At 70.1% G+C, this 13,665-nt stretch carries 17 protein-coding genes and 2 pseudogenes; 10 read left to right on the top strand and 9 right to left on the bottom strand.

The window, feature by feature from the left end; translation table 11 throughout:
* Nucleotides 1-20: 20 nt before the first annotated feature.
* A complete protein-coding gene (locus tag JOM49_RS18600) occupies nt 21-596 on the top strand; it encodes a DUF4232 domain-containing protein (RefSeq protein WP_209665561.1) in 576 nt (191 codons plus the stop codon).
* Here JOM49_RS18600 and JOM49_RS18605 read toward each other — a convergent pair whose 3' ends face one another.
* Nucleotides 597-1,448: an alpha/beta fold hydrolase gene (locus JOM49_RS18605; RefSeq protein WP_209665562.1), complete on the bottom strand. Its 852-nt coding sequence runs from the start codon at nt 1,446-1,448 to the stop codon at nt 597-599.
* Nucleotides 1,449-1,541: 93 nt separating this feature from the next.
* Between JOM49_RS18605 and JOM49_RS18610 the strand changes: the two genes are divergently transcribed.
* The 3 genes from JOM49_RS18610 (at nt 1,542) to JOM49_RS18620 (ending at nt 4,079) form a co-directional block, all read left to right on the top strand.
* Complete coding sequence (locus JOM49_RS18610; RefSeq protein WP_209665563.1) at nt 1,542-2,351, top strand: alpha/beta fold hydrolase; 810 nt, start codon at nt 1,542-1,544, stop codon at nt 2,349-2,351.
* Nucleotides 2,348-2,779, top strand: a complete 432-nt coding sequence (locus JOM49_RS18615; protein ID WP_209665564.1) for a GbsR/MarR family transcriptional regulator — start codon at nt 2,348-2,350, stop codon at nt 2,777-2,779. The genes JOM49_RS18610 and JOM49_RS18615 overlap by 4 nt, the downstream gene beginning before the upstream one ends.
* A 103-nt stretch (nt 2,780-2,882) precedes the next feature.
* Nucleotides 2,883-4,079 carry a sialidase family protein gene (locus JOM49_RS18620; protein WP_209665565.1) on the top strand — a complete coding sequence of 399 codons (1,197 nt, stop codon included), beginning with the start codon at nt 2,883-2,885 and terminating at the stop codon, nt 4,077-4,079.
* 180 nt (nt 4,080-4,259) lie between these two features.
* On the opposite strand, the gene JOM49_RS18625 is transcribed toward JOM49_RS18620, so the two are convergent.
* The 5 genes from JOM49_RS18625 to JOM49_RS18645 all read right to left on the bottom strand — a co-directional run bounded on the left by JOM49_RS18625 (nt 4,260) and on the right by JOM49_RS18645 (nt 7,426).
* Nucleotides 4,260-4,991, bottom strand: a complete 732-nt coding sequence (locus tag JOM49_RS18625) for a GAF and ANTAR domain-containing protein (protein WP_308158783.1) — start codon at nt 4,989-4,991, stop codon at nt 4,260-4,262.
* Nucleotides 4,992-5,039: 48 nt separating this feature from the next.
* Nucleotides 5,040-5,753: a GAF and ANTAR domain-containing protein gene (locus tag JOM49_RS18630; RefSeq protein WP_209665566.1), complete on the bottom strand. Its 714-nt coding sequence runs from the start codon at nt 5,751-5,753 to the stop codon at nt 5,040-5,042.
* A gap of 135 nt (nt 5,754-5,888) precedes the next feature.
* A complete protein-coding gene (locus JOM49_RS18635) occupies nt 5,889-6,131 on the bottom strand; it encodes a DUF2630 family protein (RefSeq protein ID WP_209665567.1) in 243 nt (80 codons plus the stop codon).
* Between the two features lie 25 nt (nt 6,132-6,156).
* A complete protein-coding gene (locus JOM49_RS18640; RefSeq protein ID WP_209665568.1) occupies nt 6,157-6,996 on the bottom strand; it encodes a manganese catalase in 840 nt (279 codons plus the stop codon).
* Nucleotides 6,997-7,018: 22 nt separating this feature from the next.
* Complete coding sequence (locus JOM49_RS18645) at nt 7,019-7,426, bottom strand: OsmC family protein (protein ID WP_209665569.1); 408 nt, start codon at nt 7,424-7,426, stop codon at nt 7,019-7,021.
* Between the two features lie 93 nt (nt 7,427-7,519).
* Between JOM49_RS18645 and JOM49_RS18650 the strand changes: the two genes are divergently transcribed.
* The 4 genes from JOM49_RS18650 (at nt 7,520) to JOM49_RS18665 (ending at nt 10,314) form a co-directional block, all read left to right on the top strand.
* Nucleotides 7,520-7,726 (top strand): hypothetical protein, encoded by a 207-nt coding sequence (locus JOM49_RS18650; protein ID WP_209665570.1) that lies wholly within the window; start codon nt 7,520-7,522, stop codon nt 7,724-7,726.
* 85 nt (nt 7,727-7,811) lie between these two features.
* A complete protein-coding gene (locus tag JOM49_RS18655; RefSeq protein WP_209665571.1) occupies nt 7,812-8,960 on the top strand; it encodes a zinc-dependent alcohol dehydrogenase in 1,149 nt (382 codons plus the stop codon).
* 17 nt (nt 8,961-8,977) lie between these two features.
* On the top strand, nt 8,978-9,550 hold the full coding sequence (locus JOM49_RS18660) for a hypothetical protein (protein WP_209665572.1): 573 nt from the start codon (nt 8,978-8,980) through the stop codon (nt 9,548-9,550).
* 23 nt (nt 9,551-9,573) lie between these two features.
* Nucleotides 9,574-10,314, top strand: a complete 741-nt coding sequence (locus JOM49_RS18665) for an MBL fold metallo-hydrolase (RefSeq protein ID WP_209665573.1) — start codon at nt 9,574-9,576, stop codon at nt 10,312-10,314.
* A 23-nt stretch (nt 10,315-10,337) separates the two neighbouring features.
* On the opposite strand, the pseudogene JOM49_RS18670 reads toward JOM49_RS18665, so the two are convergent.
* From JOM49_RS18670 to JOM49_RS18680, 3 genes and pseudogenes are all read right to left on the bottom strand, one after another.
* Nucleotides 10,338-10,604: pseudogene (locus JOM49_RS18670) on the bottom strand (MBL fold metallo-hydrolase); the annotation flags it as partial.
* Nucleotides 10,605-10,627: 23 nt separating this feature from the next.
* Nucleotides 10,628-11,833 (bottom strand): IS110 family RNA-guided transposase, encoded by a 1,206-nt coding sequence (locus tag JOM49_RS18675; protein ID WP_209663709.1) that lies wholly within the window; start codon nt 11,831-11,833, stop codon nt 10,628-10,630.
* A gap of 204 nt (nt 11,834-12,037) precedes the next feature.
* Nucleotides 12,038-12,583, bottom strand: a complete 546-nt coding sequence (locus JOM49_RS18680; protein ID WP_209665575.1) for an MBL fold metallo-hydrolase — start codon at nt 12,581-12,583, stop codon at nt 12,038-12,040.
* Nucleotides 12,584-12,617: 34 nt separating this feature from the next.
* Here JOM49_RS18680 and JOM49_RS18685 point away from each other — a divergent pair.
* Both JOM49_RS18685 and JOM49_RS43035 read left to right on the top strand, forming a co-directional pair.
* Nucleotides 12,618-13,048, top strand: a pseudogene (locus tag JOM49_RS18685) (cupin domain-containing protein); the annotation flags it as partial.
* Nucleotides 13,049-13,177: 129 nt separating this feature from the next.
* On the top strand, nt 13,178-13,516 hold the full coding sequence (locus JOM49_RS43035; protein ID WP_245370553.1) for a helix-turn-helix transcriptional regulator: 339 nt from the start codon (nt 13,178-13,180) through the stop codon (nt 13,514-13,516).
* Nucleotides 13,517-13,665: the final 149 nt, after the last annotated feature.

Consider the following 13,665-nt stretch of genomic DNA (forward strand, 5'->3'; position numbering starts at 1 on the left):
ACCATGGAAAGCTCGCTCGGGTGAACTCCGCAGCCGGCCTGGCCCGGACGATCCGCCGTGTCGGCCCGCTGCTCGGCGGAACCGCTTTGCTCGCCGCCTGCACGGGTCCGGTCGTGGTGGGCATTCCCCTGCCCTCGCCTTCGCCGAAAAGCACGGAAATCGCCTGCCCGGCGCCCGGGGTCGCGATCACCGCGGGCGAGGTGGAGGCCGCGATGGGCCTGCGGGCGCTCGGCATCCTCCTGACCAACTGCGGCACGGGTGACTACACCGCGCACGGCTATCCGGTGGTCCGGGTGCTGGACGCGGACCGGCGGCCGCTCGACGTCGTCGTCGGCGACGGGTCGGCCCCGGTCAGCGCCCCGGACAGCTACGACGTCCCGCCCCAGCCGGTGACGGTGAAGCCCGGTGAACAGGTGACGGCGCGGGTCCTGTGGCGCAACACGGTGCTCGACTCGACGGTGCCCGCCACGAACGGCCACTACCTGGAGATCGCCCCGGCCGCCGGGGAACCGGCCCAGGTCGTGGCCCCGCAGGGCGGCATCGACCTCGGCACGACCGGGCGGCTGGCCGTGAACGCCTGGGCCGTCCGCCCCTGATCACGCTTCCTGCCGGAGGACTCCGTTCTCCACGAGGAAAGTCGTGAGTGCCTCGGCGAGAGCCTCCGGTTGATCTTCGGGGATCAGTGTCGAGGAGTCGGCGATCTCGACCAGGGTGGCGTGGGGGAGTAGGTCCGCCAGGCGCCGGCCGTGGTCGGCGGGCATGAGGCGGTCTTCGGTGGCCCAGACGACGAGGGCGGGCCGGTCGAAGTCGCGGAGGCGGGCGGCCCATTCGAGCTGGACCTTGCGGGGTGGTGCGGAGGTGCCGAACTTGGCCAGGTCGCGGCGGATCTCGCGGCTGTGGGTGGCGGGGGAGAACCAGTCGTCGAGCACGTCGTCGGGGATGCCGTGCTTGCTCAGGCCGCCGTACGCGCGGGGGCTGTGCCGGAAGAGCTTGGTGGCGAACAGTTTCGTCATCAGCCAGGGGCCGCCGGGGACGCGGGCGAGGGCGAGCAGGGGGCGCACGGGCTTCGGCGGGAAGTTGTCGAACGCCTCGCACGCGACCAGCACGAGCCTGCCGACCCGGTCCGCTTTGCCTTCGGAGACCAGGAACTGGGGGCCGCCCCAGTCGTTCATGATCAGCGTGACGTCGGTGAGGTCGAGTCGTTCGAGCAGTTCGGCGAGCAGGAGTGCCTGGCCGCGCTGGGAAAGATCGGCGTCGGGCTTCATCGGCACGCGGTGCGCGCCGAGTGGCAGCGTGGGCAGGACGCAGCGGTAACCCGGGAGCAGCGGGAGGACCTTGCGCCACTGCGAGTCGTTCATCGGGAAGCCGTGGGTGAAGACCAGGACCGGGCCAGTGCCGCCCGTGTCGACGTAGGCGAGGGGGCCGGCGGACAGTTCGATCGTGGGCATCGCGACTCCATTAGGTAGATCACTCTACTTAGGTAGCGTAGGGGCACGGTGGTCGCGGTGTCGAGCTGCTCCGCTGTGCGCTAGATTTAGAAAATGCTAAATCTGGATCGCGGCCTGAAGCGGGAAGGCGTGGTGCTCCGATATGGCGACCTCGCGGGCGACCGGCGGCCTGTCGTGTTCACGCATGGGGCCGGGATGGATCACCGGATGTTCGACGTTCAGGCGCAAGCCCTGCACGCGGCCGGTCGTCGGGTCGTCAGCTGGGATCTGCGCGGGCACGGTGAGTCGCGGCTCGAGCCGGGTGTCCGATTCGCCGCCGCGGACGCGCTCGGCGATCTGATCGCGCTCCTCGAGCACCTCGATCTGGACCGTCCGGTCCTCATCGGACACTCGCTCGGCGGCAACCTCGTACAGGCGCTCGTCCGTCGCCTGCCGGAACGCGCGCACGCCCTCATCGTCGTCGATTCCACCTGGAACGCCGGTCCGCTCACCGCGGCGGAACGCTTCGCGCTGAAGCTCGCGGCGCCGTCGTTGGCGCTCATCCCGGCCGGGCGGCTGCCAGGGCTCATGGCTCGCGCGTCGGCCGTGACGCCGGAGGCGATCGCCGAGTGCGCGGCGACGTTCGCGCGCATGCCCAAGCATGTGTTCCTCGACGTCTGGCGGGCGACCGTGTCGCTGGTCGACCCGGACCCGGCCTACCGCACGCCCGTGCCGCTGGGCCTCATCCGCGGGGACAGCGACCGCACCGGGAACATCGCGACCGCGATGCCGCGCTGGGCGCGGGCCGAAGGCGTGACCGAGCAGGTCATCCCCGGTGCCGGGCACGTCGTCACGCTGGACGCGGCCGATGCGGCCACGCGGGCCATCGAACACCTCATCGCCGGATGGGAGCGACAGGTATGACGGAAAGCGATGAGCTCGTCACCGCGATGGGCGACGTCCTCGCGTCCTGGAACCTGCCGCGCGCGACCGGCCGCGTCTACGGCCGGTTGCTGCTCAACGCCGACCCCGCCTCCCTCGACGCGCTCGGTGAGGCACTCGGCCTGAGCAAAGGGGCGGTGAGCGTGGCCGTCCGCGAGCTGGTGTCCTGGGGTCTCGCGCGGACGATCCCGCAACCGGGCAGCCGCCGCCTGCTCGTCGAGGCGGCGGGCGGGTTCGAGCAACTCCTCGCCGCCAGCCACGAGCGGACGCGTTCGTTCATCCGCGTGCTGCGCAACGGCACCCAGTACGCCGAGGACGCCCACGCCGAGGCCCGGCTCGCGGAGGTCACCGAGTTCTTCGAGTCCTACGTGGAAGCGGGGGACCGGATGCTGCGCGACCGGCGGTCTTGACGGCGGACTCGCCGCCTCCTAGGTTGACCGGACATGGGACGTCCCATGTCCGATGTAGTACCTCGGTGCTCCCTCGGTGTCCCTCGATGAGGAGGCCCATCCGGTGAAACCCCGTCCCAGACTCGCGGCGACCCTGCTCGCCGCCGCGGTGCTCTGCCTGCCACTCGCTCCCCAGGCCACCGCGGCCCCGGCGGCCCCGGCGACCGGCGGGTGCGCCTCGTCCGTGCCGTTCGTTTCGGGCACCGAGGGCTACCACACCTTCCGCATCCCGGCGCTCGTGCGCACGGCCACCGGTTCCCTGCTCGCCTTCGCCGAAGGACGCCGCGAATCGGCGGGTGACTCCGGCGCGATCGAGGTCGTGTCACGGTCGTCCGCCGACGGCGGGTGCACCTGGGGTCCGATGGCCGTGGTCTCGGCGAACGGTGACGCCACCGCGGGCAACCCGGCCCCGGTCCTGACCCGCCGCGGCGAACTGGTCCTGCTCACCACCCGCAACGGCCGGGTCTCGGAGAAGGAGATCATGGCCGGGACGGTGTCCGAAGCGGACAGCAGGCGCGTCTTCGTCCAGCGCAGCAAGGACAACGGCCGGACCTGGACCGCGGCCACCGACATCACCGCGGCTGCCAAGCAGCCGGACTGGCGCTGGTACGCCACCGGTCCCGGGCACGCGATCGTGCTGCGGCACGGTCCGCACGCGGGCCGGATCGTGGTGCCCGCCAACCATTCCAGCGCGCCGCCCGCCGGTTCGCCGGACGTCGGCACGGAGGCCAAGTACTACGGCGGCCACGACCTCTACAGCGACGACGACGGGCGGACCTGGCACATCGGCTTCCGCGACGCCCCCACCGACGGCGTGATCGCGCCCAACGAGACCACCGTGGCCGAACTCCCGGACGGCAGGCTGTACTTCTCCAGCCGCAACCAGGGGTCCGCGCCGGAACACCGGCTCGGTGCCTACAGCGCGGACGGCGGGAAGACCCTCACCGCGCCCTACCAGGTCGAGGAATCCCTGAGCGGGCCGGTGGTGCAGGGCAGTGTGCTGCAGACGATCGTGCCGGGGGTGCTGCTGTTCTCCGGACCCGCCGACCCGGCCAAGCGGAGGCAGATGCAGCTGCGGATCAGCCTCGACGGCGGACGGGAATGGCGGCCGGGGCTCACCGTGACCACCGGTCCCGCCGCCTACTCGGATCTGGTGCAGGCCGACCTCGCCACGATCGGGCTGCTCTACGAAACCGGCGTGAACGGGTCCAGTGAAACCGTGGCGTTCCAGCGGATCCCGCTGTGGCGGATCGCCGGCTGACCCGTGCGGTTTCGGGCGGCGGTGAAACCCGCCCTTGAACACCGGTGAATGTGCTCTGGTTGCCGTACGAAGTGGACAGAGCGAAAGGGACAGCCATGCGCAACCGCGACATGTGAGGCCGTGCCACCGATCCCACCGGATCGGTGGCAGCTCCGCGGTGAGACGGCCGCGAAGCCAGGTTTATTCGCCGGGAGCGGCCAGCTCCCGGGCGTCGAGCGAACCGCCGGTCACCGCGCGTGCGAGCGCCAGTAGTGGTTGGCCGGTGGTGATGCTGTGGGCGGCGAGGCGGTCGCGTGCGGTGTCGGGGTCGATGCCTGCGGTTCCGGCGAGTATGCCGATTGCTTGGTTGACGTGTGCGCGTTCGTTGAGGGTGGTGAGGCTGCGTTCGGCGAGTCGTTCGAGGCGGCGCTGGTCGTGTTCTTGGGTGAGGCCGAGGACCGCGAGGTCGGTTAGTGCTTGTGCCTGGTGGTGTTGCCGGTCCGAGAGTTCGGTGGGTGTGGTGAAGAACAGGTTCAGCCCGCCGACGGCGTCGTCGAGCAGGCGCATCGGGAACGCGAACACCGCGTGGAGTCCCTGGGCCAGTGCGGCGTCGGCGAATACCGGCCATCGGGAACCGCTGTCGCGCAGGTCGGTGGCGGACACGAGGGTGTTTTCGGTGATGCAGTCCCGGCACGGTCCCTGCTCGGTGTGCACCTGGAGCAGTTCGGCGAACTGGGCGCGTTCGTCGGAGGCGGCGACCATGGCCAGGCCGCCGCGGGGATCGGTGATCAGCACGCCGGCGGCGTCGGTGCCCAGTACCTGGGCGCAGGCCGTGGTGACCGCGTGTACGACGGTCAGCCCGTCGTGGCGGGTGGTCAGCAGGGCGGTGATCCCGGCGACGAGGTCGCTGAACTGGTCCTCCGGGCTGTGCACGGAGTCAGCATACGGCCACGTCGGGCGCGAGGCAGGCACCGACAAGGGTCAGTCGGTCGAGGAGTCGAAGCGGAGTTGCCGGTCGAGCACCGCCCGTGCGACCTCGGTGAGTGGCAGGTGTTTGCTGAACGCGTGGGCGCGCAGCCGCAGCAGGGCGTCGCTCAGGCTCACGTGGAGTTGGGCGGCGAGCATGCCGGTCGCGATGTTGACCTCGTCGTAGAACCCGGGCGTCTCTTCCCGGGTCCACAGTGCTGTCTCGTCGTTCTCCTGGTTGTCGGCGAGCAGCGCGGTGGTGACTATCTCGGCCAGTGTGGCGGCGTCGCCCAGCCCGTCCGCGTCGAGTGCCCCGGGGCGGCGGCGGTACAGGGTGAGTGTGCCCATGCGGATCGCCCCGGCCTGCAGCGGGAACGCGAATACCGCGCCCACCCCGGCGGGGGTTACTTCGTCGGTGAACCCGGGCCAGCGGGTGTGCTCGGCGCGCAGGTCGCTGACCAGGACCGGTTCGCCGGTGCCGAATGCCGTCACCCCGGGGCCTTCGCCCACGGTGTATTGCACTTCCTCCAGCGACTCCACCCAGGGCCCGCTGGCGGCGATCAGGTCTTGCGACGGGGTGCTGGTGCGGACCGTGACCGCTGCCGCGTCCACGTCGAGCTGCTCGACGGTCACCGCGCAGACCACGCCCACCCAGCCGGAAGCCGCCGTGCGCAGGCTCGCCCGCCCGGCGACCAGCCGCCACAACCGGTCGTGGCGCTGCCCGTCCACCGCTTGCCACCTCCAGCCGGCCGTCACTGGGGCCGGTGGCCCTCGATGAAGATATTTTCGCGCACCGCTCGCGGCCCCGCCGATCACCCGCCCGTGATCACCGGGATCCGGTCGCCGACCGCGGCTTCGGCGTGGTCACTGCCGGTAGTTCTCCACGGTGTTCGCGCTGCGCAGGTCCGCGTCGTCCGGGTTCTGGCCGGACTCCCGCCGGGCCTGCCGCTGCCGGAGCAGGTCCCAGTAGCGGTCGAGCTGGACCTCGATGGCGCGAAGCTGGTCCCGTTCCTCCGTGGTGGCCTCGCGGCCGATGTGGTCGCGCTGGATCCGGTGTTCTTCGTCGATGAGCTGGGTGATCCGCTCGGTGATGTCGTCGTCGGCCATGGTGCGGTTTCCGTTCCTTCCGGGCTTACTCACGCAGGGCGGTGGCGCCGCCGACCGGCGGGGGCGCGTAGGTGCCGTAGAGCGCCGGGTCCGGTTTGGGGGCGGTGCCAGGACCGCCGAGCGGTTCCGGCTTCATCAGGTACTCGAGTCCCTCCGCGCCGAAGCTCCAGCCACCCTTGGAGCCGTCGGGTCCGTCGGACAGGTGCCAGACGGTGTTGTTGTGGTCCTGGTTCTCTTCGTCGAACAACGCGGTGGGGGCCAGTGAGCTTTCCAGCCCGTCGGCTTTCAGGTCTTCGATGGCGGCGAGCCACTGCTTCTGGTGGACGGTGTCGCGAGCGAGGTTGAACCGGAGCATTTCCTTCACCCCGGGGTCGTCGGTCATGTTGTACAACCGCGCGGTCTGCAACCGTCCCTGTGCTTCGGCCGCGGCGTTGGCGCGGAAGTCCGCCAGTAGGTTGCCGCTGGCCACGATGTAGGACCCGATCCACGGCACACCCTGGGAGTTCTGCGGCATCGCCCCGCCCCCGGCCACGATCGCCTGCTGCGGGTCCATCCCGCCGATCACCGCGGCCATCACCGGATCCTTCACCGCCTCCGCGGTCACCGTCGACGGCGCACCCTCGAGCAGCCGGGCCACCATCGTGGCCAGCATCTCCACATGCCCGATCTCCTCGGTCGCCGTATCCATGATCAAGTCCTTGTACTTGCCCTCCATGCGGCAGTTCCACCCCTGGAACAGGTACTGCATGGTCACCGTCATCTCGCCGTACGCCCCGCCGATGAGCTCCTGCAACTTCCGCGCGTACACCGGATCGGGCCTTTCCGGCTTGGCCTCGAACTGCAGCAATTTCGTATGCCGGAACACCGTCTACAACCTCCTGGAATAGTCAGGGAGCACCCGGCGTCTTGCCGTCGACGCTGACCGGGATTTCACCCACCATCGGGCACACGCGCACCGCCTCCGCGGTGATCTGGTCGCGCAGCTTCTCGTCCGGAACGCCGGGCAGCATCATCGAGACGGTCGCGTTCAGGCCGTATCGCCGTTCACCGTCGTGGGTCAGCGAGACGCGGGCGGTGACCGCGCTTTCCGCCGTTTCCACGTCGGCCGAGCTGGCCACCAGCACCAGCGACTGGTGCAGGCAGGTGGCCAGCGCGGCGGCGTACAGGCGTTCCGGGTTCAGCCGGTCCTGCTCGCCGGAGGGCTCCCCGACGCGGTACCCCATGTCGTCGCGCCCGTCGATGCGCACCGACCCGCGACCGGAAGTCGCCTCGGTGGTGTAGATCCGTTCGGTCATGGACATCCCCGTTCGTTTCGCACGCGTCGGCTTCCCCGCTCGACCGGCGGCAAACAAGTGGTTGTGGCCCCCGGAGCCGGGTAGTCCGGTCGCATGGACGAGACACCGCGCGACGACGACGAGGAACTGCAGGAGGACGCGGCCAGCCGGACCGCCATGTCGGAGGACGACACCGGCCCGCCGCACGAGCCCGAAGCCCAGCCGGGCCGATCGGCGGTCTCCGACCGGCCGGAGAAGGCGCAGCCCACCGGCAACGTCGGCCTGAGCGACTATCCGCCGACCGGCCCGGGCGGCGACTGATTTCCGACCGGTCGACGCGCGTACTCGCGAAGTGCGCGGGTAGCCGAGTGCCTGCTGACGATTCCGGTGCGGAGGAGTGTGTTCGATGCGTGCGATGGTCTATCGCGGGCCGTACAAGGTCCGTGTCGAGGAGAAGGACATTCCGCCGATCGAGCACCCGGGTGATGCGATCGTCCGGGTCGGCCTGGCGGCGATCTGCGGTTCCGACCTGCACCTCTACCACGGGATGATGCCCGACACGCGGGTCGGCATGACCTTCGGGCACGAATTCGTCGGCGTGGTCGAGGAGGTCGGGTCCGGGGTCCGCAACCTCAAGCGCGGCGACCGCGTCATGGTGCCGTTCAACATCTTCTGCGGTACGTGCTGGTTCTGCGCCCGTGGCCTGTACTCCAACTGCCACAACGTCAACCCCAACGCCACCGCGGTCGGCGGCATCTACGGCTACTCCCACACCTGCGGTGGGTACGACGGTGGCCAGGCCGAATTCGTCCGGGTGCCGTTCGCCGACGTGGGGCCGACGGTGATCCCCGAGTGGATGGACGAAGAGGACGCCGTGATGCTCACCGACGCGCTGGCCACCGGCTACTTCGGCGCGCAGCTCGGCGACATCGTCGAAGGGGACGTGGTGGTGGTCTTCGGCGCCGGGCCGGTGGGCCTGTTCGCGGCGAAGTCGGCCTGGTTGATGGGCGCGGGCCGGGTCATCGTCGTCGACCACCTGGAATACCGCCTGGAGAAGGCCCGGACCTTCGCCCACGCGGAGACCTGCAACTTCACCGAATACGACGACATCGTCGTGCACATGAAGAAGCTGACCGAGCACCTCGGCGCCGACGTCGCCATCGACGCGGTGGGCGCCGAAGCGGACGGCAACCTCACCCAGCACGTGACCTCGGCCAAGCTGAAGCTGCAGGGCGGCTCACCGGTGGCGCTCAACTGGGCGATCGACTCGGTGCGCAAGGGCGGCACCATCTCGGTGATGGGTGCCTACGGGCCGATGTTCAGCGCGGTCAAGTTCGGCGACGCGATGAACAAGGGCCTCACGCTGCGGATGAACCAGTGCCCGGTCAAGCGGCAGTGGCCACGCCTGTTCGAGCACATCCGCAACGGCTACCTCAAACCCAGCGACATCATCACCCACCGCATCCCGCTCGAGCACATCGCCGAGGGCTATCACATCTTCTCCGCGAAACTGGACGGCTGCATCAAACCGCTCATCGTGCCGAACGCCGCCTGAGAAAGGGGAAAACGACCATGGCCTACACCTCGGAGCGGCCGGCGATCGCCGAATCGAGTGAACAGTTGCGTGCCCGGATCCCGGGCTGGGGCGCCGATCTGGACCCGGAGGACCGGCCGTCGGTGCCGAAACTGCAGTGGCAGGAAGACCGCAGCGGCGCCCACTGGGAATTCCCGGAACGGCAACCGGAGAAGTGGCCGAGGGAACGGTCGATCGAGCACAAGTTCCTCACGCCCGTCTTCGGCACGTCCTGCCCGCCGAAAGGCGTTTCCGGGCTGTTGCGCAGGTTCGCCTACCGCCGGTTCAGTGAAGGGCGTGCCGCGCACTGGCTCATCCTGCTGGGCGCGGACCGGGTGGACGCCTGGGAAAGCCACCTGCGGTCGTTCGCGACCACGCGCCCGGACAACCCCGTCACGGAAACCGGTGTGCTGAGCGAATTCTCGCGGCACGGCCTTTCGTCACGGTTCGGCAGGAAACGCGCCGATGTGCGGCACCACGCCCTCGACCCGGTCATCGTCGCGGGCCCCTGGTTGCTCGCGGGCGGCGCCGTCTTGTCCGTCGTCAGGGCGGTACTCCGCCGCCGTCGCTGATCGGTTTCCCTGAAAGAGGCGTCATGCTCACCCGGAACGTCGCCCCCGGCATCCACTGCGTGACCGAGTCCCACGTCAACTTCTACCTCGTTGAAGAGGAAGGCGGGCTGCTCCTGGTCGACGCCGGGCTGCCCACCTCGTGGCGGGTGCTGGTGGCGGCGTTGCGGGAACTGGGCAGGCGGCCGCAGGACATCGCCGCGCTCGTGCTGACCCACGGCCACTTCGACCACCTGGGCATCGCCGAGCGGGTGCGCACCGAACTCGGGGCACCGGTGTACATCCACGACAACGACGTACCGCTGACCCGGCACCCGCGCCAGTACGGCCGGGCCCGGCCGCTGACCAAGTACCTGCTGACGCAGGTGCGGGCGATGCCCATCGTGGCCGGGCTGGTGGCGCGCCGGGCGTGGTGGCCGGCGCCGGTGCGCCGCGTCGAACGCATCCGGGACGAGGTGCTGCCGGTGCCCGGCTCGCCGCGCGTGCTGTTCACCCCCGGGCACACGCTGGGGCACTGCGCACTGCACTTCCCCGACCGGGACGCCGTCATCGCCGGAGACGCGATGGTCACCCTGAACCCGTATCGCGGCACCACGGGCCCGCAGATCGTTTCGGGCGCCGCCACCGCGGACGAGGAACGCGCCCTGGAATCGCTGGGTGTCATCGCCGACACCGGGGCCACCACGGTCCTCGTCGGCCACGGCCCAGCGTGGACGGAAGGCGCCGGGAAGATGGTCGACCTGGCCCGGCGACACGGTCCCTCCTGACCGTTCGTTCCGCCATGGCGTGGTCACCGGGCCCAGCGTCCGAGGGTGAATCCGCTGCCCGCTCGGGTGACTTCGAGCGCGCCCGCGCCGCCGAAGTGGGCGGGTACGAGCAACTCGCCTTCGTCGGCGGCCCGCTCGAGGATCCGGCGCCGGGTGGCCGCCGCTTGGCCAGGCGCGGCGCAGGAACTGCTGTTGCAGCACGGTTCGAGGATCTGCACCGGGCTGTGCAGGAGGTCACCCACGAAGACGGCCCGATCGCTTCCGGACGCGAGTCGCAGCACGGACGAACCGGGGGGGTGTCCCTATGGGTTTGTCAAGCGGCTGCCGCGGTGTGGGCTGGTTCGGGGTGTCGGTAGTGGGTGCCGGTGCGGAGCATGGCGTAGAGGACGTCGCAGCGGCGTCGGGCGAGGCAGATGAGGGCGGCGTTGTGTTTCTTGCCTTCGGCTCTTTTGCGGTCGTAGTAGGTGCGGCTGGCCGGATCGTGCAGTGCGGCGAAGGCGGCGAGGAAGAACGCGCGTTTGAGTTTGCGGTTGCCGGTGCGGGCGGGGTGTTCGCCTTTGATGCTGGTGCCCGAGGCGCGGGTGACCGGGGCGATGCCGGCGTAGGCGGCCAGGTGTGCGGAGCTGGCGAAGTTGGAGGCGTCGCCGATCTCGAGCAGGATGCGGGCGGCGGTCCTGACCCCGATGCCCGGCATGGAGGTCAGGACCCCGGCAAGAGGGTGCGCATCGAGTATCTCCTCGACCTCGGTGGCGAGCTGTGTGCGTTGCTGGAGCACGGTTTTCAGGCTGTCGGCGAGTCTGGGCAGCACGGTGTCCGCGGCGGTGGTTCCGGGGACGGTGACAGTCTGCTCGCCGAGCGCGGTCATGATCGCCTCGACCAGTTTGTCGCCCATGCGCGGGGCGTGGGCCTTCGCTATCGCGGTGAGTTTGCGGCGCCCGGCCTTGCGGATTCCGGTGGGGCCGCCGCAGCGGGACAGGATTTCCAGGACCGCCGGATGACTGATCTTCGGGCCGATCGCGCGTTCGAGGGCGGGATGGACGCCGGTGAGCAGCCCGCGGATGCGGTTGCCGAGGCGGGTGGCCTCACCGGCCAGGTCGTCGTCGAAGCCGACCAGGACCTCCAGCTCGGCCAGGGTGTCGTCACCGACGTCGACCGGGCGCAGCGTGTGTGGCAGCGAGCGGGCCGCGTCGGCGATGATGAACGCGTCGCGGGCGTCGGTCTTCGCCCGCCCGGGATAGAGGTCGGCGATCCGGCGCATCGCCAGTCCGGGCAGATAGGCGACCTGGTGCCCGTGGGCTCGCGCGACAGCGACCGGCAGCGCGCCGATCGTCGCGGGCTGATCGACGACCACCAGCAGCGGCCCGTGGCTGGCGAGTTTGTCGAACAGCGCTCGCAGTTTGGGTTCGCTGTTGGGCAAGGGGCCGTCGTGCAGCCTCTTCCCGGCCGGGTCCAGGCCCACCGCGTGGTGGGATTCTTTGCCGACGTCAAGACCGAGGAACACGCCGAAACTGCTGCTCATGCACGCGTCTTTCGTCCGTCGCGGGTGGTCGCCGGTCAGGCATCGATGGCCGGCACCCACGTTACGACGAGACCTACCCGGCGGGGTGGCCGTGTCCCTATCAGCGGTCCCTCGATGCCGCCAGGCCCGGTGACACCACCCCCCGGATCATGGACTCGACTGGGGGCATCAGTCATGCCGAACCTGGCGACCACAGCTCCTTGATCAGGAACTATGAAAAAGGTAACGGGTGTGGCCGGGCGCGGACTCCAGCACCAGGTGTTCGTCGATGCGGTGGAAACCGTCCCACAGCACGGCTTGGCCCGCCCGGTGGATGGGCGCGACGCTGTCTTCGTAGATTAGCCGGTCGACGGCCTGCAAACCCGCGCCGCTCACGTTGTCCGGGCCGTAGTGGGCGTCGTCGGCGGCTGGGATGAGGTATTCGGCGTTGGGGAAGGTCGGTTCCCACATACCTACGGCGCCGAAGGTGTTCCAGCCGACGTGATCGACGTGGAGGTGCGTGTTGACGACGAGGTCGACGTCCTCCCGCCTTACCCCGGCGCTGTGCAGCACCCACGTCTGCAGCGCGATCACCGTCCGGCCCGTGGCCGGGTCCCAGTGGTCCGGCGCCAGCCAGGCGTTGCGCTCCCACACCTCGGGCGGGACGTCGGGCAGGAAGTCCGCGGCGGGGAGGAACGGCTCGTGCCACTCGATGAGGCGGATGAGCTCGACATCGCCCAAGGTCGAACGCTGCACGCTGCTGTCTTTCACTCTTCCAAGCTAAGAAGGCCGGCCGATCTTCTCAATGCACCGGGTCTGGGTGGACGGGGACTGGTGCACCCGGGTCGATGCGTTCCAGGGCGCGGGTTTCTACGTCGTCCTGAAGGGCAACTGCTGGCTGCTGACCGACGGCGGCGAGTCGATCTCCCTCGACGCGGGTGCCGCGGTGCTGCTGCCGCATGGCGCGGGACACGTGGTCGCCGCGCGCCCGACCGACGTGGAGACCGCCCGCCGCAAGGCGGTGCCCTTCGAACGCCGGCTGGCGGAGTCGGGATCCGAGCGTGAGGGGACCGAGGTGCTGTGCGGCGGTACCGGCTCGACTGCAGCCGCATGCACCCCTTGCTGACCGAACTGCCGGAGGTCGTCCACCGCCCGCACCGGGTCGACCGGAACCCGGAACTGCGGGCCGCGATCGACCTGCTGGCCGGCGAACTCGACCGGCGGAAACCCGGCTCCTGCGTCGCCCTGCCGAGCCTGCTCGACCTGCTGCTCGTCTACCTGATCCGGTCGTGGATGGGCGAAGCCACCCACGGCTCCTGGCCCGGCGCACTCGGCGATCCGGTGACGGCCGCAGCCCTGCGGGCGATGCACTCCGCCCCGGCCGCGCCCTGGACGAACGACCGGCTGGCCGCCGAGGCAGGCGTCTCCCGGGCCACCCTGGCGCGCCGGTTCACCGCCCACGTCGGCCGCCCGCCGACGGCGTACCTCACCTGGTGGCGCCTGATCCTCGCCGCCGGTCAACTCCGCGACACCGCCGGCACCCTGGCCACCATCGCCACCCGGGTCGGCTACGGAAGCCCCTACGCGCTGTCGCACGCCTTCGAACGCGAATTCGGCACCACACCGGGCCGATACCGGACGCTGGCCGCCGAACGTTCCGCTTCCGCTGGAGCCGGCTCCCGGGCGACCGCGTCCGTGAGCTGATCACCTGGTGCCTGCGTCGTGGTGACCGGGAACGGAATCAGCTCCGCCCAGTCGAACCAGCGCCCCGATTCGGGGTGCTCCCGCACGGTCCCGACCTCGCGCTTGCGGTGTTCCGCGGGATTCGACGAGACCCGCCGGCAGCGATCGCG

Origin of the sequence: Amycolatopsis magusensis (assembly GCF_017875555.1) — a bacterium.
Taxonomy (GTDB): Bacteria; Actinomycetota; Actinomycetes; order Mycobacteriales; family Pseudonocardiaceae; genus Amycolatopsis; species Amycolatopsis magusensis.

What these genes read in the sequence shown, in the direction of transcription:
- JOM49_RS18605 (WP_209665562.1), bottom strand. Translation starts at nt 1,448, where the DNA reads ATGCCCACGATCGAACTGTCCGCCGGCCCCCTCGCCTACGTCGACACG.
- JOM49_RS18610 (WP_209665563.1), top strand. Translation starts at nt 1,542, where the DNA reads ATGCTAAATCTGGATCGCGGCCTGAAGCGGGAAGGCGTGGTGCTCCGA.
- JOM49_RS18615 (WP_209665564.1), top strand. Translation starts at nt 2,348, where the DNA reads ATGACGGAAAGCGATGAGCTCGTCACCGCGATGGGCGACGTCCTCGCG.
- JOM49_RS18635 (WP_209665567.1), bottom strand. Translation starts at nt 6,131, where the DNA reads ATGGCCGACGACGACATCACCGAGCGGATCACCCAGCTCATCGACGAA.
- JOM49_RS18645 (WP_209665569.1), bottom strand. Translation starts at nt 7,426, where the DNA reads ATGACCGAACGGATCTACACCACCGAGGCGACTTCCGGTCGCGGGTCG.
- JOM49_RS18650 (WP_209665570.1), top strand. Translation starts at nt 7,520, where the DNA reads ATGGACGAGACACCGCGCGACGACGACGAGGAACTGCAGGAGGACGCG.
- JOM49_RS18655 (WP_209665571.1), top strand. Translation starts at nt 7,812, where the DNA reads ATGCGTGCGATGGTCTATCGCGGGCCGTACAAGGTCCGTGTCGAGGAG.
- JOM49_RS18660 (WP_209665572.1), top strand. Translation starts at nt 8,978, where the DNA reads ATGGCCTACACCTCGGAGCGGCCGGCGATCGCCGAATCGAGTGAACAG.
- JOM49_RS18665 (WP_209665573.1), top strand. Translation starts at nt 9,574, where the DNA reads ATGCTCACCCGGAACGTCGCCCCCGGCATCCACTGCGTGACCGAGTCC.
- JOM49_RS18675 (WP_209663709.1), bottom strand. Translation starts at nt 11,833, where the DNA reads ATGAGCAGCAGTTTCGGCGTGTTCCTCGGTCTTGACGTCGGCAAAGAA.
- JOM49_RS43035 (WP_245370553.1), top strand. Translation starts at nt 13,178, where the DNA reads ATGCACTCCGCCCCGGCCGCGCCCTGGACGAACGACCGGCTGGCCGCC.